Annotated in this window: 17 protein-coding genes, 1 tRNA gene and 1 pseudogene; 9 read left to right on the forward strand and 10 right to left on the reverse strand. The window is 73.9% G+C overall.

The genetic code is table 11. The features are described from left to right. Positions 1-19: 19 nt before the first annotated feature. Both BJ976_RS07900 and BJ976_RS07905 read right to left on the reverse strand, forming a co-directional pair. Positions 20-1,189, reverse strand: a complete 1,170-nt coding sequence (locus BJ976_RS07900; protein ID WP_135029152.1) for a HAMP domain-containing sensor histidine kinase — start codon at positions 1,187-1,189, stop codon at positions 20-22. After that, positions 1,186-1,905, reverse strand: a complete 720-nt coding sequence (locus tag BJ976_RS07905) for a response regulator (protein ID WP_135029150.1) — start codon at positions 1,903-1,905, stop codon at positions 1,186-1,188. The genes BJ976_RS07900 and BJ976_RS07905 overlap by 4 nt, the downstream gene beginning before the upstream one ends. Before the next feature lie 156 nt (positions 1,906-2,061). Between BJ976_RS07905 and BJ976_RS07910 the strand changes: the two genes are divergently transcribed. Beyond that, positions 2,062-2,928, forward strand: coding sequence for a F510_1955 family glycosylhydrolase (locus BJ976_RS07910; protein WP_135029148.1), 867 nt, complete (start codon positions 2,062-2,064; stop codon positions 2,926-2,928). Between the two features lie 301 nt (positions 2,929-3,229). Next, positions 3,230-3,550, forward strand: coding sequence for a helix-turn-helix transcriptional regulator (locus tag BJ976_RS12250; protein ID WP_368856540.1), 321 nt, complete (start codon positions 3,230-3,232; stop codon positions 3,548-3,550). Here BJ976_RS12250 and BJ976_RS07920 read toward each other — a convergent pair. Both BJ976_RS07920 and BJ976_RS07925 read right to left on the reverse strand, forming a co-directional pair. Next, positions 3,512-3,584: transfer RNA gene (locus BJ976_RS07920), tRNA-Asn, on the reverse strand. The genes BJ976_RS12250 and BJ976_RS07920 overlap by 39 nt on opposite strands. A gap of 110 nt (positions 3,585-3,694) precedes the next feature. Beyond that, complete coding sequence (locus BJ976_RS07925; RefSeq protein ID WP_167736915.1) at positions 3,695-3,913, reverse strand: hypothetical protein; 219 nt, start codon at positions 3,911-3,913, stop codon at positions 3,695-3,697. 163 nt (positions 3,914-4,076) lie between these two features. On the opposite strand from BJ976_RS07925, the gene BJ976_RS07930 reads away from it, so the two are divergent. Further along, positions 4,077-4,736, forward strand: a complete 660-nt coding sequence (locus tag BJ976_RS07930) for a PepSY domain-containing protein (protein ID WP_167736914.1) — start codon at positions 4,077-4,079, stop codon at positions 4,734-4,736. Positions 4,737-4,821: 85 nt separating this feature from the next. Here the strand turns inward: BJ976_RS07930 and dnaG are convergent, their stop codons facing one another. Further along, positions 4,822-6,702, reverse strand: a complete 1,881-nt coding sequence (gene dnaG / locus BJ976_RS07935) for a DNA primase (protein WP_135029144.1) — start codon at positions 6,700-6,702, stop codon at positions 4,822-4,824. 203 nt (positions 6,703-6,905) lie between these two features. Between dnaG and BJ976_RS07940 the strand changes: the two genes are divergently transcribed. The 5 genes from BJ976_RS07940 (at position 6,906) to BJ976_RS07960 (ending at position 13,869) form a co-directional block, all read left to right on the forward strand. Continuing rightward, complete coding sequence (locus BJ976_RS07940) at positions 6,906-7,997, forward strand: iron ABC transporter substrate-binding protein (RefSeq protein ID WP_135029142.1); 1,092 nt, start codon at positions 6,906-6,908, stop codon at positions 7,995-7,997. A gap of 98 nt (positions 7,998-8,095) precedes the next feature. Further along, positions 8,096-9,583 (forward strand): ABC transporter permease, encoded by a 1,488-nt coding sequence (locus BJ976_RS07945; RefSeq protein ID WP_229667203.1) that lies wholly within the window; start codon positions 8,096-8,098, stop codon positions 9,581-9,583. A gap of 5 nt (positions 9,584-9,588) precedes the next feature. Beyond that, positions 9,589-10,614: an ABC transporter ATP-binding protein gene (locus BJ976_RS07950; protein WP_135029138.1), complete on the forward strand. Its 1,026-nt coding sequence runs from the start codon at positions 9,589-9,591 to the stop codon at positions 10,612-10,614. 47 nt (positions 10,615-10,661) lie between these two features. Further along, positions 10,662-12,971, forward strand: a complete 2,310-nt coding sequence (locus tag BJ976_RS07955) for a chorismate-binding protein (protein ID WP_135029136.1) — start codon at positions 10,662-10,664, stop codon at positions 12,969-12,971. An 85-nt stretch (positions 12,972-13,056) separates the two neighbouring features. Continuing rightward, positions 13,057-13,869, forward strand: a complete 813-nt coding sequence (locus BJ976_RS07960; RefSeq protein ID WP_135029134.1) for an SIR2 family NAD-dependent protein deacylase — start codon at positions 13,057-13,059, stop codon at positions 13,867-13,869. Positions 13,870-13,908: 39 nt separating this feature from the next. Here the strand turns inward: BJ976_RS07960 and BJ976_RS07965 are convergent, their stop codons facing one another. From BJ976_RS07965 to BJ976_RS07985, 5 genes and pseudogenes are all read right to left on the reverse strand, one after another. After that, on the reverse strand, positions 13,909-15,231 hold the full coding sequence (locus BJ976_RS07965) for a deoxyguanosinetriphosphate triphosphohydrolase (RefSeq protein ID WP_135029218.1): 1,323 nt from the start codon (positions 15,229-15,231) through the stop codon (positions 13,909-13,911). A gap of 82 nt (positions 15,232-15,313) precedes the next feature. Next, positions 15,314-16,643: pseudogene (dusB, locus tag BJ976_RS07970) on the reverse strand (tRNA dihydrouridine synthase DusB). A gap of 215 nt (positions 16,644-16,858) precedes the next feature. Further along, entirely contained in the window at positions 16,859-17,374 is a 516-nt protein-coding gene (locus BJ976_RS07975) for a hypothetical protein (RefSeq protein ID WP_167736913.1), read from the reverse strand. Beyond that, entirely contained in the window at positions 17,371-17,973 is a 603-nt protein-coding gene (locus tag BJ976_RS07980) for a hypothetical protein (RefSeq protein WP_135029132.1), read from the reverse strand. The genes BJ976_RS07975 and BJ976_RS07980 overlap by 4 nt, the downstream gene beginning before the upstream one ends. Beyond that, positions 17,970-18,398: an ankyrin repeat domain-containing protein gene (locus BJ976_RS07985; protein ID WP_135029130.1), complete on the reverse strand. Its 429-nt coding sequence runs from the start codon at positions 18,396-18,398 to the stop codon at positions 17,970-17,972. The genes BJ976_RS07980 and BJ976_RS07985 overlap by 4 nt, the downstream gene beginning before the upstream one ends. A 93-nt stretch (positions 18,399-18,491) precedes the next feature. On the opposite strand from BJ976_RS07985, the gene BJ976_RS07990 reads away from it, so the two are divergent. After that, a complete protein-coding gene (locus tag BJ976_RS07990) occupies positions 18,492-19,514 on the forward strand; it encodes an LLM class flavin-dependent oxidoreductase (protein ID WP_135029128.1) in 1,023 nt (340 codons plus the stop codon). Positions 19,515-19,523 lie beyond the last annotated feature (9 nt).

The following is a 19,523-nucleotide window of genomic DNA, read 5'->3' on the forward strand; positions in this document are numbered from 1 at the left end:
TATATACCCACCGGGGGTATCATTCAAGGGGTGGAGCGCCGGTGTTCACGGTGGATAAATGGGTGCGCCGGTAGGTGGGCTGGTCGGGGGGCTGCTTGGTGGGCAGGTCGATGGTGAACGTCGCCCCGGCCGTGGTGGAGGTGGCGCTCAAGGTGCCGCCGTGGGTCTGGATGAGAGCTCGGGAGATGGCCAGGCCGACCCCGGAGCCGCCGTGGTCACGGTCGCGGGCGGTGTCCCCGCGGTAGAAGCGTTCGAAGACGTGCGGCAGGTGCTCGGGAGAGATCCCCTCCCCGGTGTCGGTGACGCTGAGCGTAACCCCGGACGGGCTTTGTCGGGCCTCGAGGGTGACCCGGCCCCCGGCCGGGGTGTGGCGCAGGGCGTTGGTGAGCAGGTTGCCCAGGACCTGGCCCATGCGCTGGCGGTCCACGTCCACGGCCAGGCCCGGATCGGCGTCCATGGTCAGGGCCACGCCCTTGGTGGCGTAGGCCTCCTTGTGGGCCTCGGTCGCGGCATGCAGCAGCCCGCTGACCCCTTGGGGGCTGCGGTCCAGTTCGATCCGGCCCTCCTCGGCGCGGGAGACGTCGTTGATGTCCTCCACCAGCCGGGTCAACCGGGCCAGCTGCTCGCCCATCAGCTCACCGGTGGGCTCGTCCCAGTGGGACACCCCGTCTTGCAGGGCCTCGTGGTAGACGGTCAGCACGGAGACGGGGGTGCGCAGCTCGTGGGCCAGGTCCGAGAGCATCCGTCGACGGGTGTCCTCGGTGCGCTGAAGCCGTGCGGCCATGGTGTTGAAAGACCCTGCCAGCTCCTCCACCTCGGTGCCGGCGCCCATGGCCGGCACGCGGGTGTCGTACCGTCCACCGGCCATGGCCTTGGCCGCCTGGGTCAGGGCGTTGATCGGACTCTGGATCCGGCGGGCGACATGCCAGGTCAATGCCAGACAACAGATCAAGGCCGTGGCCAGGGCCACGCCCAGGGTCCAGAAACTGGCGTCCCGGTAGGCCTGCTCCACGTGCAGCATCTGGGCTGCATCGTGTCCGGCCCCGGCCTGTTCCAGGTGCTCGTGGAACAGTGGTGGGCCGGCCAGGGAGGCCACCACCACCGCGGCCAGCACGCTGGCCCCCACCACCAGCAGCTGGGCGAGGAAGAACCGGGCCGCTAATCCTTGGTAGCGCCGCCGGCCGGTCATTGCTCCGCCATCCGGTAGCCGACCCCGCGGACGGTGTCGATATAGCGGGCCGGGTCCGCGTCGAGCTTGCGGCGCAGGTTCTTGATGTGCACGTCCACGAGCCGTTCATCGCCCACCCAGGCCGGGTCCCAGACGATATCGATCAGCTGGCGCCGGGAGAAGGCCTGGTGCGGGCGCCCCGACAAGGCGGCCAGCAGGTCGAACTCCGTGCGCGTTAGTTGCACCACCTGGCCCGACACGCGGGCCTCGTGGGCGGCCAGGTCGATGACCAGGTCACCGCAGACCCGTTCCGGTTCGGGGGCTGACACCGTTGTGCGCGGCCGGCGCATGACCGCCCCCACCCGGGCGACCAGCTCCCGGACGCTGAAGGGTTTGGTGATGTAGTCATCTGCCCCCACCGCCAATCCCTCCAACCGGTGGTGCTCATCGCCGCGGGCGGTGAGCATCAGCACATAGCACTCGGAGAAGGCCCGCACCCGCCGGCACACCTCGATCCCGTCCAGCCCGGGCAGGCCCAGGTCCAGGACCATCACGTCGGGCTCGTGAACCCGGGCGGCCTGCACTGCGGCCGGGCCGGTGCGGGTGAGAGCCACCTCGTAGCCGGCCCGCTCCAGGTAGGTGGCCACCATGCGCGCCAGCGGCTTCTCGTCATCGACCACCAACACCCGGCCGGCCGCCAGACCAGTCCCAGTGTCAGTCCCAGTGCCAGAGTTCATGGGTCCAGTCTCGCTCTGTCTCGCGCCCCGGCGGCTCAGAACGGTGCCGGGGCGGGGAATCTTCATCGAATCTTCAAGGCAAACCGCCCCATCCCGGCGCGTCACCGGCCGACAATGGTAGAAGCCCCGCCTTTTGGCCCGGGGCGGAAAGGCTCCATGACCCCCCTGACCCGCAGAACCCTGATCGCCGGCGGGCTGACCCTGCTCGGCGCTGGCACCCTCACCGCCTGCGCCGCGCCGAACCCCGCGACATCCCCGGCGGCCGGCACCGGCACGCAGGGCACCGGCACGGCCATCACCCACGTCCACGCCCTCACCCGGGACCCCGAGTCCGGTGAGGTGCTGCTGGCCACCCACCAGGGCCTGTTCCGGCTCCAGGACGGGGAGCTGACCCAGGTCGGTCCGGTCGTGGACTTCATGGGCTTCACCCTGACTCCCGAGGGCCGTTATCTGGCCTCCGGTCACCCCGCGCCGGGCACCGACCTGCCCGAGCCGCTGGGCCTGGCCGAGTCCACCGACCGGGGCCAGAGCTGGACGGTGCTCTCCCGCGGCGGCGCATCCGATTTCCACGCCCTGGCCGCCGGCCCGAACGGGGTCCTCGGCTTCGATGGGCAACTGCGCGCCAGCACCGACGGCCTCACCTGGCAGAGCCTTGAGATCCCCGTCGCCCCGGCATCGCTGGCGATCTCCCCCCAAACCGGGACCGTGCTGGCCACCACCGAAACCGGCATGTTGCGCTCGACCGACCACGGCGCGACCTGGACCACCCTGGACACCCCCCAGCTGATGCACCTGGTCGCCTGGGCCGATGACACCACCGCCGTGGGCGCCGGCACCGAGGGACACCTGCTGACCAGCACCGACGCCGGCGACACCTGGACCGCCAGCGACCGCCTGGTCGGCACGGCCACCGCCCTGGGAGCGGGCATCACCGACGACGGGCAGACCGAAGCACTGCTGGTCGTCGGCTCGACCGTGCTGTCCACCACGGACGGCGGGAACACCACCGAATCGCTGCTGTGAAGCGCCCTGGGTTTCGTTCCGATCCAGCTGAAGGAGAATCGGAACATGCCCAAGAAGTACAGCCCTTCAGCTGCGTGAACGCGCCGTGCGGATGGTCTTCGAACGCCAAGCCACCCAGGGAGGGCCTCGCTCACACTCGATCCGGGCCATCGCCCCGCAAGTCGGCGTTGGCGAGGAGACCCTGCGGATGTGGTGCAACCGCCACGGCCACCAGGCAGCACCAGTGCCTGCCGGCGAGAGCATGCAGGAGGAAAACAAGCGCCTCAAGCGTGAGCTCGCCGAGGCCCGCCGGGCCAACGAGATGGCGGACGAGCGATCAGAGCTCATCGCCAGCGAGATTCGCGCATGGCTCGCGCGACGCAAACTGACCCAGGGTGACCTGGCCCGGCATCTCGGGATCGCACGCAGTGCCGTAAGTGTTCGCATGAGCGGGGCTCGGGACTTCACGCTGGTCGAGCTGATGGAGATTGCGGAGTGGCTCGACGTCACCCTCGCCGACCTCTTGGGACCGGAGATTCTGCGGACACGACGAAGCCCCCGCACCGAACTGGTCGGCGCAGGGGCTTCTGAAGCTTCTGAGAAGCTCCTCCGGTTGGACTCGAACCAACAACCCTTCGATTAACAGTCGAATGCTCTGCCAATTGAGCTACGGAGGAATACGCGTTGCCCTGCGGCTTCCCGCGGGGCAACGGAGAAGAGGCTAGCAGAGGGGGCGGTGTGCCGCCAAGTCGGCGCGGGACACCGCCGCGGTGGGGCGCAGGCCGTGTCAGACCGGGCGGGCACCCTCGGCCTCGAGCCGCTCCTTGAGCCGGTCGAGGTACCACCGGGGACCGGAGTCGGTCATGATGCCCACGCCGCCGTCGGTGGGCTCCACAGGGTCGATCATGCCCTGGTCCAGGTAGGCCCACTCCTGTTCGGGCGTCATGAAGAGCGAGGCGGGCGTGGGTCGGGCGGCGGGCCTGTCGGCGGGGGTGCGGTGCTGCATGGACGGCATCCTGCCCTGCGGGGCGGCGTCATGCCAGGGGCTGAACGGCCCGGCGTCGCTGGCACAGCACTCCCGCACAGTGTTCTCATGGGTTGACAGGTCGGTGGGATGCGTCCCGCCGCACCGACGCACACGAAGACCGCCGATGAAGGGAGTCCCTCCGATGGCTGACCTGAAGAGGACCCTGTCCCTCTCCGCGGGCGCGCTACTCGCCCTCACCGCCGTCACCGGTTGCGGCACGCAGGCCGAAAATGCCGCCGAGGACGCCGCCTCGGGTGCACAGAGCGCCGCCCAGGACGCCGCCTCGGGTGCACAGAGCGCCGCTTCGGGTGCTGCGAGCGCCGCCACCTCCGCCGCCGGCGCCGCCTCCTCCGAGATGACCGACGACGACGAGTCCTCGGGCGCCGTGGCCGACCCGGACGCCCAGGCCGCCGTGGACGCGGTCCTGGCTCAGCACGCGGGCGGCACCGTCACGGCCCTGGACCGCGACGACGACGAGGACGAGCGCTGGGAGGTGGACGTCGTCGTCGACGACCAGGTCAAGGAGCTGACTGTGGCCGCCGACGGCACCGTCACCGAGTCGGAGACCGACGACGCCGACGACGAGGACGTCGCCCAGGCGAAGGACGCCACGGTGGACGTCACCGCCGCGATCGAGGCCGCTCTCGAGGGCCGCGACGGCCAGGTCGTCGACGAGGTGGAGCTGGACGAGGACGGTGACCGACTCGCCTGGGACATCTCCCTGGACAAGGCGGATCGCCAGGACGCCGACGAGGTCCTCGTGGATGCCAAGACCGGCGAGGTCGTCTCCACCGACGGCTGATCCGCCCCCACGTCGACGGCGGCCCGTCTCCCCTGAGGGAGGCGGGCCGCCGTCGTGCTGGTCGCCTCGCCGCGCGCGGCCGGCCTCAGTCCGCGCGCAGGGCGCGGCGCTTGGCCTCCAGCTCCATGAGCTCGCCGTTGATGCGCAGGAACTCGTCGTGGTCCCCCTCGGGCCCGAGCCGCTGGAGCTGGCCGAGCAGCTCCTCCTTGCGGTGCACGATCTGCAGGGCGAAGAGCCGGTTCATGATGTCCCGGCAGTAGCGGTCCACGTCCTCGGCGGTGCGCGCGGGCAGGTCTCGGACCGCCAGTTCGGAGACGGTCCCGGCCACCTCCTCCGGCACGGCGTCCCGCACGGCGTCCACCCACCGCGAGGGCGTGGCCCCCGAGGAGCCGGCCACCTTCACCGCATGGTGCACGGCCGCGTACTGCGGGATGGTGAACCGCGCCTGGTACAGGGCCGTCCATTGCTCGGCGGAGAGCAGCGTGGGGTGCTGGAGCACGACCTCGAGGGACTCGCGCTCGCGCCGGGCAGTCGGGTCGCGCGGGTCCACGGGCACCACGATGGACGGGCGCGGCGCCGCCGGCCGCTCGTCCTGTGCGGGCCGGCCGACCGGGTCGGGGCGCTGCTCGCCCCGGCCCGCCCCGCGGCCGGCCTGGGCGACGGCCCGGTGCACGGCGTTGGGGTCCATGCCCAGCCATCCGGCCAGCTCCCGCTCGTAGCCTGGGCGCAGCACGGAGTCCTTGATGCCGGCGACGATCGGCGCGGCGTGCCGGAGGGCCCCGGCGCGGCCCTCCACCGTGTCGAGGTCGTGGTCCTTCAGCCCGGCCCGGATGGCGAACTCGAACAGGGGGCGGCGGGAGGCGATCAGCGCGCGCACCGCCTCCTCGCCCTTGGCCATGCGCAGGTCGCACGGGTCCATGCCGCTGGGCTCCACCGCCACGAAGGTCTTGGCCAGGAACCGGTGGTCCTCGTCGAACGCCTTGAGCGCGGCCTTCTGCCCGGCCTCGTCGCCGTCGAAGGTGAAGATCACCTCACCGCCCGTGCCGTCGTCGGTGATGAGGCGGCGGGCGACCTTGATGTGGTCCGCGCCGAAGGCGGTGCCGCACGTGGCCACCGCCGTGCCGACCCCGGACAGGTGCGCGGCCATGACGTCCGTGTAGCCCTCCACCAGGACCAGCTGTCGTTCCTTGGCGATGGCCCGCTTGGCCAGGTCGATGCCGTAGAGCACCTGCGACTTCTTGTACAGCGCGGTCTCGGGGGTGTTGAGGTACTTGGGGCCCGGGTCGTCGTCGTCCAGCTTGCGCGCGCCGAAGCCGATGGTCGCGCCGGTCATGTCGCGGATGGGCCAGAGGAGCCGGCCACGGAAGCGGTCGTAGAGCCCCCGTTGCCCCTCGGAGAACAGGCCGGAGGCGCGCAGCAGCTCGTCGTCCCGGAACCCCTGGGACCGCAGGTGCTCCAGCAGGTGCGACCAGCCCTGCGGCGCGTAGCCGAGCGAGAACTGCACCGCGTGCTCCTGCGTGAAGCCGCGGCCCGTGAGGAAGTCGCGCGCCGTCTGGGCCTCGGGGGTCGCGAGCTGGGCACGGAAGTACTCGTCCGCGATCTTATTGGCCTCCAGCAGCCGCTGGCGGCGGCCGACCTCGGCCCGGTCCGGGCCCTGGCCATCCTCGTAGTGCAGCTCCACGCCCGCGCGGGAGGCCAGCCGCTCCACCGTCTCGGTGAAGGAGGTGTGCTCCATCTCCATGAGGAAGCTGATCACGTCCCCGTGCTCGCCGCAGCCGAAGCAGTGGTAGGTCCCGACGCCGGGGCGCACGTGGAAAGAGGGGGTCCGCTCGTCGTGGAACGGGCACAGGCCCTTGAACGAGCCCACGCCGGCCGAGCGGAGGGTGACGTACTCCTCCACGATGCCCTTGAGGTCGGAGCGCTCGCGGACGAGGTCGATGTCCTTGCGCACGATCAGTCCGGCCATGCCCGCCAGTCTAGGCGTGGCGACCGGGCGCCCTGCCCGCCGTCCCCAGCGCGATCGGAATACGTCATACTGCTGTGACGGAATGGGTCGAAGCCGTGTACAGTCCCCGACTGAGGTAAGCCAGACCTCATCTCGGCAGCGTCGACCCGCGCAGCCCCGCCCGCCGACGACGCACCCCGCGTCCCTCGACACAGGAGCCCCCCGTGATCGCACGATCTCCCCTCGCCCTCACCGGCACCGCCGCCGCCCTGCTTCTCGGCCTCACCGCGTGTGCCGACGGCGGCACCCCCGCCGCCTCCTCGGCGCCGGCCGCCGGCTCCGCCTCCTCCGCAGCCCCCCAGGTCGGCGACGACGCGTCCGACGGCAAGGTCACCCTCTACTCCGGCCGCGACGAGAACCTCGTCCAGCCGGTGCTGGACCAGTTCTCCGAGGAGACCGGCATCGAGGTGGAGGTCCGCTACGACAAGACCGCCGCCATGGCCGCGCAGCTCATCGAGGAGGGCGACTCCTCCCCCGCCGACGTCTTCCTGGCCCAGGACGCGGGCGCCCTCGGCGCCACGGCGAAGGAGGGCGTGCTCACCGAGATGGACGAGAAGACCCTCGAGGCCATCCCGGAGCAGTACCGCGACGACGAGGGCCGCTGGGTCGGCCTCACCGGCCGCGTCCGCGTGCTCGCCTACAACGAGGACGCCGTGGCGCAGGAGGACCTGCCGGACAGCGTGTCCGAGCTGACCGAGGACGAGTGGAAGGGCCGCGTCGGCATCGCCCCCACGAACGCCTCGTTCCAGACCTTCGTGACCGCCCTGAACGTGGTGGAGGGCGAGGACGCCGCCCGCGAGTGGCTCACCGGCATGGCCGAGAACAACCCGCAGATCCGCGAGAAGAACGGCGAGATCCTCTCCGACGTGGACGCCGGCACCATCGACGTCGGCCTGATCAACCACTACTACCTGTACGAGATGGCCAAGGAGAAGGGCGTCGCCCCGGAGGACATGACGGCCTCCCTGCACTTCTTCGAGGACGGCGACCTCGGCTCGCTCGTGAACGTCTCCGGGATCGGCCTCGTCGGCGAGCAGGAGGACGCGGACGCGCAGCAGCTCGTGGACTACCTGCTCTCCGAGAAGGGCCAGCAGTACTTCGTCGAGGAGACCTTCGAGTACCCGATGATCGAGGGCGTCGAGCCCCCGGCCGGCCTGCCCGCACTCGAGGACCTCGAGGCCCCGGACGTGGACCTCAATGACCTGGACGACCTGCAGTCCTCCGTCCAGCTGATCCAGGAGTCGGGTCTGCTCTGAGGCCACTCCCCCGCCCCGCCGCCCGCCGCGGCGGGTCCCGCACCCCGCCGGCGCTGACCGCCGCGGCCCTCGTAGCCGCGGCGGCGGCGCTGGTACCGGTGGGATACCTGTTCCTGCGTGCGGCCGAGGGCGGCGTGCCGGCCTGGCTCGACGCCGTCGCCCGGCCCCGGGTGGCCGAGCTCGCCGCCACGTCCCTGGCCCTGACAGCCGTGGTCACCGCCGCCTGCCTGGTGGTCGGGGTCGGCGCTGCATGGCTCGTGACGCGGTCCGACACCCCCGGCCGGCGGTTCCTGGCGGTGGTGTTGGCCATGCCGCTGGCCGTGCCCTCGTTCGTGGCCGCGTTCACATGGGTGTCCGTCTCCGACCTGCTGCCGTGGGTGGACGGCGGCCGCCTCGAGGGATTCGGGGCCGCCGCCCTGGTGCTGACGCTCTACACGTACCCGTACGTCTACCTGCCCGTGGCGGCGGCGTTCTCCCGGACCGACCCGGCCCAGGAGGACGTGGCCCGCTCGCTCGGCCGGGGACCGTGGCGCACGTTCTTCACGGTGACCCTGCCGCAGGCCAGGCTCTCGATCGCCGGCGGCGGGCTGCTCGCCGCGCTCTACACGCTCTCCGACTTCGGCGCCGTGGCGATCCTGCGCCTGGACACGTTCACCCGCGCGATCTTCACCGCGCTCGAGGTGGGCTTCAACCGGCAGCTCGCCCTCGCGCTGGCCACCGTGCTCGTGGTGCTGACCTTCGTGATCCTGTGGGGTGAGGGGCGCACCCGACGCGCGATCCCCGCCGTCCGCACGGGCCGCACCGTCCGCCGCGCCCCCGCCCAGCGCCTGGGTCCCTGGCGGTGGCCGGCCGCCGCCGGGCTCGCCGCGGTCCTCGTGGCCGCCCTCGGGGTGCCCGGCGTGAGCCTCATCCGATGGATGGGCGCGGGCACGTCCCTGTCCGCCGCCGCGGACCGCTGGCTCGAGGCCGTGCTGGGCTCGCTCAGCCTGGCCCTGGCGGGCACGCTCCTGACGATGCTCCTGGCCCTGCCGGTCGGCGTCCTCGCCGCGCGCCACCCTGGGCGGGTGTCCCGCTGGGTCGAGCACGCGGTGTTCCTGGCCCACGGCCTGCCCGGCGTGGTCGTAGGCCTCTCACTCGTCTTCCTCGGCGCGTCCCTGGCGCGCCCGCTCTACCAGACGACGTGGATGGTCGCCTTCGCGTACGCCACCCTCTTCCTGCCATTGGCCGTCGCCGCGGTGAGCGGCGCCGTGGCGCAGTCCTCCCCCGCGATCGAGGAGGCGGCCCGGTCCCTGGGCGCGCCCCCGCGCGTCGTGCTCCGGCGGGTGACGCTCCCGCTGGCGGCGCCGGGGCTCGGCGCGGGCGCCGCCCTCGTGATGCTGACGGCCATGAAGGAGCTGCCCGCGACGCTCCTGCTGCGTCCCACCGGGACCGACACGCTGGCCACCCGGCTGTGGAGCGCCACGGGCGTGGGCCGCTACGCCGAGGCCGCCCCCTACGCGCTCACGCTGGTGCTGCTCGCGGCGATCCCGGCGTGGGTCGTGGTGCACCGCACGGGGGTCGTCCCGGCCGAGGGCGTGCGAGCATGAGGACCATGCCCGCCGCCGCCGTGTCCGCCGTGTCCGTCGCCGACCTCGGTGCCTCCTACGGCGCCGCGCCCGTGCTGGCCGGCGTCGACTTCGAGCTCGCCACCGGCGAGCTGCTCGCCGTCCTCGGCCCCTCCGGCTGCGGCAAGACCACGCTGCTGCGCTGCCTGGCCGGGTTCGAGCGCATCGAGGCCGGGCGCATCAGCCTGGCCGGCGACGTCGTCGCGCTGCCCCGCGTGCACGTGCCGGCGCACCGCCGGCAGGTGGCGGTGGTCCCGCAGGAGGGGGCGCTGTTCCCCCACCTCTCCGTGGCGGAGAACGTGGGCTTCGGGCTCCGCCGCCGCCGCCCCGGGCGCGTGGCCCGCATCCGTGAGTGCCTCGCCCTCGTGGGCCTGGCGGGCCTGGGCGAGCGGATGCCCCACCAGCTCTCCGGCGGACAGCAGCAGCGGGTGGCGCTGGCCCGCGCCATGGCCCCACGGCCGCCGCTGATCCTGCTCGACGAGCCCTTCGGCGCCCTCGACGCCGCCCTGCGCACCGACCTGCGCCAGGCCGTCCGCCGCGCGCTCAAGGAGGACGGCGCCACCGCGGTGCTCGTCACCCACGACCAGTCCGAGGCCCTGTCCGTCGCCGACCGGGTGGCCGTCATGGAGGGCGGGCGCCTGCGGCAGGTCGGCACCCCCGAGGAGGTCTACGCCCGCCCGTCGGACGCATGGGTGGCGCAGTTCGTGGGCGAGGCGGACCTGCTGCCCGTCCTGGGGACGACGCCGGACGGCCGTGTCCGCACCGCGGCCGGCGCGGTGGCCGGGATCGGGACCGGGACGCGCGCCGTCGTCCGGCCCGAGCACGTGCGCCTCACGCAGGGTGGCGAGGGGGTCACGGCTCGGGTGGTGGACGTGGAGTTCCGCGGGCACGAGCACCTGGTGGCCCTGGAGCTGCCGGACGGGACCGCCGTGCGGGCCCGGAGTCTGCGTGCTCCCGCCCCCGGCTCCGTGGTGACGGTGTCCCTGACCGGGGCCGTCGCCCTCGTGGACTGAGGGCCGCCCGCCTCGGCGGGGACGGCTGGCATGATGTGCCGGTGCCCGTGACCGCTCCCGCCCCCTCCCGCCGCCTGCTCGTGGTGGACAACCGCGACTCCTACACGTTCAACCTCGTGCAGATCCTGTCCGCCCGGGCGCACGAGGCCCACCCGGGGCTCGAGGTCGTCGTGGTGGGCGCGGACGAGCCGGCGGCGGCCCGGGCGGCCCTGGCGGACCCGGGCCTGGCCGGCGTCGTGGTCTCCCCCGGCCCCGGCCACCCCGGACGCCCCGGGGACTTCGCCGTGTCCGGGGAGGTGATCGACGCCGTCCTGGCCCGCGGGGACGGCGCCGACGCCCTGCCCCTGCTCGGGGTGTGCCTGGGCCACCAGGGCCTAGCGCTGCGGTTCGGGTGGGAGGTCGGCCCCGCCCCGGAGCCCCGGCACGGCTGGATCAGCGCTCTGCGCCACACGGGCACCGGCCCGTTCGCAGGCCTGCCGCAGGGCACCCGCGTCACCCGGTACCACTCCCTCGCGGCGACGCCCGGACCCGGGGCCGACCCGCGCCTCGTGCCGACCGCCTGGAGCGAGGACGGCGTGGTGCAGGCCGTGGCGGTGGAGGGTGCGCCGTGGTGGGGCGTGCAGTTCCACCCGGAGTCGATCGCCTCGGAGGACGGTGCGGCGATGCTGCACGCGTTCCTCGCGGAGGTGGAGCGGCGGCGGCCGGGGAGCGCCCCGGCCGGGGGCACGAGGCCGGATCACCGCGACGAGCGCAGCCGGCCGGATCCCCGGGGGTCCATCTCACGGGAGCCGGCCCCGGACGGCCCGGCGCTGCACGTGGCCGTCGAGGATCTCGACCCGGACGCCCTGCGCGCCCTCGGCCACGATCTGCGCTCCGCCTGCCGCGCCGTGTACGCCCGCGCGCTCACCCGCGGGGCCGGGTCCTTCTGGCTCGACTCGGCCCGCACGGACGTGGGCACGGCCCGGTGGTCCGTGCTCGGGGACGCGGAGGACGTCCTCCCGGACGGCCGCCCCCGGGTGCTGCGCGTGGACCGCGCCGACGCGGCGGACCACGCGGCGGTCCTGTGGGACGCGCTCGCCGCCGCGGCCGCGCCCCGTCCCGTCCGCGGCGGTGAGGGCCTGGCCTTCCGGGGCGGCCTCGTCGGGTTCCTCGGCTACGAGGCGGGCCTGGCGGGCCTCGGGGTGGCTCCGCCGCGCGCGGCCGGCCCGGCGGGCCTGCCCGACGCGTGGTGGGCGCGGCCCGCCCGCTGGGTGGCCGCCGACCACGCGGCCGGCACGCTCCACGTGTGCGTCGCCGGTCAGGACCCCGACGACGCCGCCCGCGCCCTGGACGCGTGGCTCGCCGCGGTGCGCGGGGCGCTCACGGCAGAGAGGCCGCACACCGGGGACGACGCGGAGGCCCCGAACGCGGCAGCCGCCCGCGGCGAGGACGCCGGCGACGAGCCCCTCGAGGTCCCCGGGACCTGGCGGCACAATCGCGCCGAGTACCGGGGTCTCGTGGAGCGATGCCGGTCCGCCCTCACGGCCGGCGAGTCCTACGAGCTGTGCCTGACCAGCCGGTTCGACGTGGACCCGGGCGTCGGAGAGCGTGTCGACCCGCTCGCCCTGTTCCTGGAGCTGACCGAGCGGACCCCGACCCCCTATGCGGCGCTGCTCGAGGTGGCCGCCGGCCCCGGCGAGACGGACGCGGACGGCGGGTTCGCCGTCGTGAGCGCCTCCCCGGAGCAGTTCCTCTCCGGCGCCGGCGGCGTGTACTCGACGAAGCCCATCAAGGGGACGACGCCCCGGCACGCGGACCCCGTGGCGGACGCGGCGGCGGCCGAGCACCTGACCACGGACCCGAAGACGTTCGCGGAGAACCTGATGATCGTGGACCTGCTGCGCAACGACCTCGGCCGCGTGTGCGAGCCGGGGTCGGTGCACGTGCCGGCGCTCATGCAGGTGGAGTCGTACGCCACGGTCCACCAGCTGGTGTCCACGGTGCTCGGCCGGGCGGCCGCGGGCGTGACTCCCGTGGACGTGGTACGGGCGCTCTTCCCCGGCGGCTCGATGACGGGCGCCCCGAAGCTGCGGTCGGTGCAGCTGCTGGCCGGGCTGGAGGGCGCCCCGCGCGGGGTGTACTCGGGGGCGCTGGGGTTCCTCGGCGCCGACGGGCGGACGGAGCTGAGCATCGTGATCCGCACCGCCGTCCGCGACGCGGCGGGCCGGTGGAGCGTGGGGGCCGGCGGGGCCGTGGTGCTCGACTCCGACCCCGACGCCGAGGCGGACGAGGTGCTGCTCAAGGCGCGGTCCGTGCGCCAGGCGATGGCGCGCGTCGCCGAGGCGACCGACGACGGCGCACCCCGCCGCGCGACCTGAGCTTTCCGTCAGGACCTGAACCGACGGACGCGGTCTTGACGGAAGGTTGAGGTCAGGCGGGGCGCCCGCTCCGTACGCTGGTCGCATGACTCCTGACCGCTCCGCAGCCGACCTGGACCTGCCCGAGCTCGACGCCGTCCGTGACCTCGTGGCCCGGGCCGAGCGGCCCGTCGTCCTGACCGGGGCGGGCATGTCCGCCGAGTCCGGGGTGCCCACGTTCCGCGACGCGCAGACCGGCCTGTGGGAGCGCTACTCCCCTGAGCAGCTGGCCACGGAGGAGGCGTTCCTGGCGGACCCGGGCCTCGTGTGGTCCTGGTACCTGTGGCGGGCGCGCATGGTGCGCGGGGTGGAGCCGAACGCGGGGCACCGCGCGGTGGCCGCGTGGCAGGCGCGGGTGCCCGGGCTCGTGGTGGCCACGCAGAACGTGGACGACCTCCACGAGCGCGCCGGCGCGGACGTCCTGGCCCACCTGCACGGCTCCCTGTTCCGGTTTCGCTGCGCCGAGTGCGAGGCGCCGGCCGAGGTGGACGTGGCGGCTGCGCACGACGGCGGCCACGCCCCCGGCTCGGAGGCCGACCTCGAGGGGCTCCTGCGGACCGAGCCGCCGGTGTGCACGGCGTGCGCGGCGGGCCGGGTGCGCCCGGACATCGTGTGGTTCGGGGAGATGCTCCCCGCGGACGCGTGGGATGCGACCTACGCCGCACTGGACTCGTGCGACCTGTGCGTGGTGGTCGGCACGTCCGGGCTCGTGCAGCCGGCCGCGTCCCTGCCGTTCGTGGCGCTGGGCGCGGGGGCGCCGGTGGTGGAGGTGAACCCGGACGTCACGGAGCTCAGCTCTGCCGTGACCCACCGCCTCGCCGGGCCGGCCGGCCTCGTGCTGCCGGCGCTGCTGGCCTGAGGTCGGCGCCCCCGGACGCTCCGAGGGGAGGCTGCCGGCTCAGACCCACTCGCGGTGGAACGTCTCCCCGCGCACGAGGGTCCGGTGCCACTCGATCGCGGTGGAGTCCGTCAGCGAGGCCACCTGGTCGATCACCACGCGGGCGCGGGCTGCGTCGTCATCGGCCTCCCGCCAGTCCGCGGCGAACATGGGGTCCAGGTAGCGGTCCCCCGTGGACTGCAGCAGGTCCACCAGCTCGGCCAGCAGCTCGCGCTGCCGCGCGTAGAGCGGCTGGCGCTGCTCCGCGGTCATCACGAAGGCCGCCGCGATGCCCTTCATCACGGCGATCTCGTGCTCGGTCTCCGCGGGGACCACGACGTCGGCCCCGTGCCGGGTCAGCGGCTCGTTGCCGAAGACCTCGCGGGTGGCCTCGAAGGCCGCCGCGCAGAACCGGCCGATCAGCTGGCTGGTCATGTCCTTCATCGCCGCGAGCGCCCGGCGGGTGCCGTCCATCTCCGCGACCCACACGTCCAGGGACTCGAGCCGCGCCAGGGCGGCCTCGATCTCCGCGAGGTCCCCGCCGGGCAGGTACCAGTCCCGGGTGGTCTCCACCACGCGGCGGCGGTGCTCGGCGTGTTCGGTGACCCAGCGCAGCTGGAACGCGGTGTTGACCACGCCGTCCTCAACGTCGTGCACGGAGTAGGAGATGTCGTCCGCGAGGTCCATGACCTGGGCCTCCATGGACTTCCGCATTCCCGGCACGCCCTCGCGGAACCAGCGGAAGACGGGCAGGTCGTCGGCGTAGACACCGAACTTCTTGGAGCGCTTCCCGTTGGGCTTGAGCGGGGCGTCTTCGCGGGTCCACGGGTACTTGCACGCCGCGTCCAGGGCGGCGCGGGTGAGGTTCAGCCCGGCGGAGGAGCCGTCGTCGAAGGTCTTCTTCTGCTCCAGGCGGGCCAGCAGCCGCAGGGTCTGGGCGTTGCCCTCGAAGCCGCCGCACTCGGCGGCCACGGCGTCCAGCGCCTTCTCCCCGTTGTGCCCGAACGGAGGGTGGCCGAGGTCGTGGGACAGGCACGCGGTGTCCACGAGGTCCGGGTCGCAGCCCAGGGACCGGCCGAGCTCGCGGCCGACCTGCGCGACCTCGAGCGAGTGGGTGAGCCGGGTGCGGGAGAAGTCGTCCACGTCCGGGGCCACGACCTGCGTCTTCGCCCCGAGCCGCCGCAGGGCCGCCGAGTGGAGCACACGCGCGCGGTCCCGTTCGAAGTCCGAGCGGTAGGAGTTCTTCGGCGGCTCGGCCAGCCACCGCTGCCGGTCCCACGCGGAGTACCCGGGCGTGAGGGCGGGCCGGCCCGCGTACGGCGGACGCCCCTCGGGCCCGAACAGCACGGGCTGGGAGGCGCGGCGCGCACCGGGGGCGCCGCCCGACGTCGTGCCCGCCCCCGCGGACGACGACGGCGTCCCCGCCTCAGCCACCGGAGACGTCCAGCTCGGCGGCGGCGATCATGGCCTTCTGCTCGGCGTTGAGCTCGCGGGAGTCGAGCCAGCCGTCCGGCAGGTGGGGACGCTTCGGGGCGCCGGCCCGGCCGCGCGGGCCCTCGGCGGCCTCGCCCGGGTAGGGGGCGTCGCGGTCCACGCCGTCCAGCAGCTCGCGGAGGGTGGCCAGGTCCGGCACGGTGGACAGCGCGGTGCGGATCTCGGAGCCGACGGCGTAGCCCTTGAAGTACCAGGCCACGTGCTTGCGGATGTCCCGCAGGGCCTTGAGCTCGTCCCCCTCGAAGGTGTCCACGAGCAGCTCGGCGTGCCGGTACAGCGTGTCCGCCACCATGCCCAGGCTCGGGTGGAACCGGTCCGGCCGTCCCTCGAAGGCCGCCTGCAGGTCGCCGAACAGCCACGGGCGGCCCTGGCAGCCGCGGCCGATCACGACGCCGTCCACGCCGGTCTGCTCGACCATCGCGATCGCGTCCTCGGCGGACCAGATGTCCCCGTTGCCCAGCACCGGGATGTCCGGCAGGGCCTCGCGCAGGCGCGCGATGTCCTCCCACACGGCGGTGCCCGAGTAGAACTGGCGGGTGGTGCGCCCGTGCAGGGCGACGGCGGCCACGCCCAGGTCGCGGGCGGTGCGGCCGGCGTCGAGGAAGGTGAGGTGGTCCTCGTCGATCCCGCGGCGCATCTTCACCGTCACCGGGATGTCCTTCCTCGACGCCTCCGTGACGGCGGCCTTGACGATGGAGGCGAACAGCTCCGACTTCCACGGCAGGGCCGACCCCCCCGCCGCGCCGGGTGACCTTGGGCACGGGGCAGCCGAAGTTCAGGTCGATGTGGTCCGCGCGGTCCTCCTCGACGAGCATGCGCACGGCCGCGCCCGTGGTCACCGGGTCCACGGAGTACAGCTGCACGGAGCGCGGGACCTCGTCCGGGTCGTGCTTGATGATCCGCATGGACTCGGGCTTGCGCTCCACCAGGGCGCGGGCCGTCACCATCTCGTTGACGTACAGGCCGCCGCCGTACTCGCGGCACAGGCGGCGGAACGCGGTGTTGGTGATGCCCGCCATGGGCGCCAGCACCACGGGCACGTCCACCGTGATCGGCCCGAGCTGCAGCGGGGGCAGGGAGAGGCGGTCCGTGGTGGGGGCGGCGTGGCGGCCCTCGTGGAGCTGGTCGTCGTCGGCGATCCGGCGACCCGCCCCGGCGGCCTTGGCGTAGAGGGCGTGGTTCGGGTCCACGCCGGGGGCGTCGACGGCGGGGGCGCCGGGCATGGCCAGCGCGGCGTCGGGAAGGGTGTGGGAAGCACTCATGTCAAGGGCCATTCTTCCATCGCGGTCAAGCCGACGACGGTGGCGTCCCCAGGGACGCCGGCCCGTGAGGTGTCAGCGGCGGCCGAGGGGTGGCACCGCCGCCCCCGAACCGGTTGTGATCATGACACGCCGTGCCCGCCAGGGGGCCCGCGGCGTGTCGTGACCACAACGTGCAGGGCCGACGGGCCGACGGCGTTGGTGTTCTGTGCCGGCGCTCAGCCGTCCGTCCGGGTCCAGGCCGCGCGCATGACGTCATACGGGCCGGGCTCCGCTCCCTCGACGCCCTCCGGGACCACGTTCTGCATGACCATGGCGAGCGTGCCGTTCTGCAGCCGCACCGCGACGGTCCACCCCCACCCGGAGTACTCCATGGACACCGCCACGCCCTCGCCGCTGATCGGGTGGGTGCTGATCGGGTCAGTTGAGATCGGGGCGGCCTCCCCGGCAGACCCCGCCTCGGCGACCCCCTCCAACACGCGGATCTCGGGGGCCTGGTGGAAGTCGTCGGTGAGGGACGCGGTGACGCGGCCGGCGTCGTCGGGGCGGCCGATCACGAGATGGCCGGCCCGCTCCCCCTGCTCCGGGTGGACCCACGTGTAGTCCAGGGCGAGGGCGGCGCCCCCGGCGACCGGCGTGAGGCGGGCGGCCGAGGGGCCGGAGGCGAAGCCGTCGGTGGGGAACATCCGGAAGCCGCAGGTGCCGGACCAGTCGGTGGCGGGGAACAGGCTCATGGGGCGATCCTCCCATCCGCCACGACCGCCAGCTGAGGCAGGATCCGGCACAGGTCCCGCAGGAACGACGCCAGCTCCTCCCCCGCCACCGGCTCGGTCCGGACGCCGAGCACGTCCTCCGGCCAGCCCTTGGCCCACCGCAGCGGCAGCCCGTGGCGTCGCGCGGCGTCCGCCTTGGCCTTCGCCGCCCCGATCCGCCCGCCGCCGGCGCTGCGGGAGATCCTCACCGGGCCGTCCGGGGCGCACACCGCCTCGGCCGCCTCGCTCACGCGGCGCAGGGCGCCGATCCAGGCGGGGGCGGCGCCGTCGTCCTCGGGGTGGGACGCGGTGACCTCCCCGGGGGCCATGACGACGCCGGCCGTGGCGTGGAAGCGGTCCGCGCGGCAACGGACGGGGGTCACCCAGGCCGCGACCGCGCGACTGCCGGCCGGGGGCGACCGCTCGAGGCGCACCGTGGGATGCGGGCCGGCGACGTCCGCCGCCACCCGCCAGCCGGGGCCGAGCCCCGCCTCCAGCTCCGCGGCGAGGCCGGGGAGCTCGGTGCGGAGGCGGTCATAGAGCCGGTCGACGTCGGCCGCACCGGCGGAGCGACGCGTCACCGAGGCTCGCCCGCGGCGCCGTCGAGGAGGGCGAGCAGCTCGGCCGAGCCGGTCATCTGCGCGGTCTCGCGTGCGGTCGGGGTGCCGGCGTCGGGGTCGGCGCCGGCGGCCAGCAGCAGCCGCGCGGACTGCGCGTCCTGCTTGAAGACGGCGCACACGAGGGGCAGCTGGCCGCGGTCGTTGGCGAGGGCCGGGTCCGCGCCGAACTCCAGGAGCATGGCCACGGTCTCGGGGCGGCGGTGATACGCGGCGAGGGTCAGGAACGTGTCCCCGCCGGTGTTCTGCAGGTCCGGGCTGACCCCGCGCCGCAGGAACGTGCCCAGGAGACCGGTCTGTCCGTGGCGGGCGGCGTCGAACAGCCGCCGGGCGAGCTCGAGCTCGTCCTCGTCGACGCGGGTGGGGCTGGTCTGGGGTGCCTCGGACATGCCCGCCAGTCTCCCGTTCCCCGCTCTGACCGGGGAGGTCTCAGGACCCGCACCTCGGGGAACACCCTCAAGTCCTTCAGTGTTGAACCACCCATGACGAAGAAGCACCTCGGATTCCTGAACTTCGGGCACTGGATCCCTATCCCCGGCGGCGAGCCGGACGCGAAGGCCGCGCTGGACGACGTCGTGCAGATGGCGGTGGATGCCGAGGCCGCGGGCCTGGACGGCGCGTGGATCCGCATCCACCACTTCCAGCGGATGTTCTCCAGCCCCTTCCCGATCCTCGCCGCCATGGCGGCGCGCACCGAGCGCATCAGCCTCGGCACCGGCGTGATCGACCTGCGCTACGAGAACCCTCTGGCCATGGCCGAGGCCGCCGCCACCACGGACCTGCTCTCCGGCGGCCGGCTCGAGCTGGGGATCTCGCGCGGCTCCCCCGAGGCCGCCCTCGACGGGCAGGCCCAGTTCGGCTACGCCCCCGCCGACGGCCAGACCTGGGCCGACCTCGCCCAGGAGCGCGGCCGTCGGTTCCTGGAGGCGATCCGCGGCGCCCGCCTGGCGACGCCGGACCCCTCCTCCGGCTGGTCGTACACCTCCCAGAAGATGCCGGTGGAGCCGCAGTCCCCGGGGTTGGCGGACCGGATCTGGTGGGGCTGCGGGTCCACGGCCTCGGCGGTGCGCGCGGCGCAGGAGGGCTACCACATGCTCTCCTCCACCCTGCTCCTCCAGGACGACGGCCGCCCCTTCCACGTGCAGCAGGCCGACCAGATCGCCCGCTACCTGGATGCCCGCGCGGCGGCGGGCGTGCCGGGAGCGGGCCGCACGGCCGTGACGCGCTCGGCGTTCGTGATCCAGGACGACGAGGACGAGCTGTACTTCGGCCGCGAGCGCCGCTCCCAGGAGTCCGCCGGGCATCTCGACGGCGGCGCCGCCCGCTCCGGCCCCACCTACGCGGGCAGCACGGAGGAGGTGGCGGAGAAACTCGCTGCGGACACCGCGGTGCAGGCCGCCGACTGGGTGCTCTTCGCCAACCCGAACCAGCTCGGCGCGGCGTACAACGCCAAGATCTTCGCCGGCTGGGCGGAGGTGTGGCGGCTGCTCGGCTGGGACCGCTGAGCGCCCGCC

Source organism: Micrococcus flavus, from assembly GCF_014204815.1.
In the GTDB taxonomy this organism is placed as follows: domain Bacteria; phylum Actinomycetota; class Actinomycetes; order Actinomycetales; family Micrococcaceae; genus Micrococcus; species Micrococcus flavus.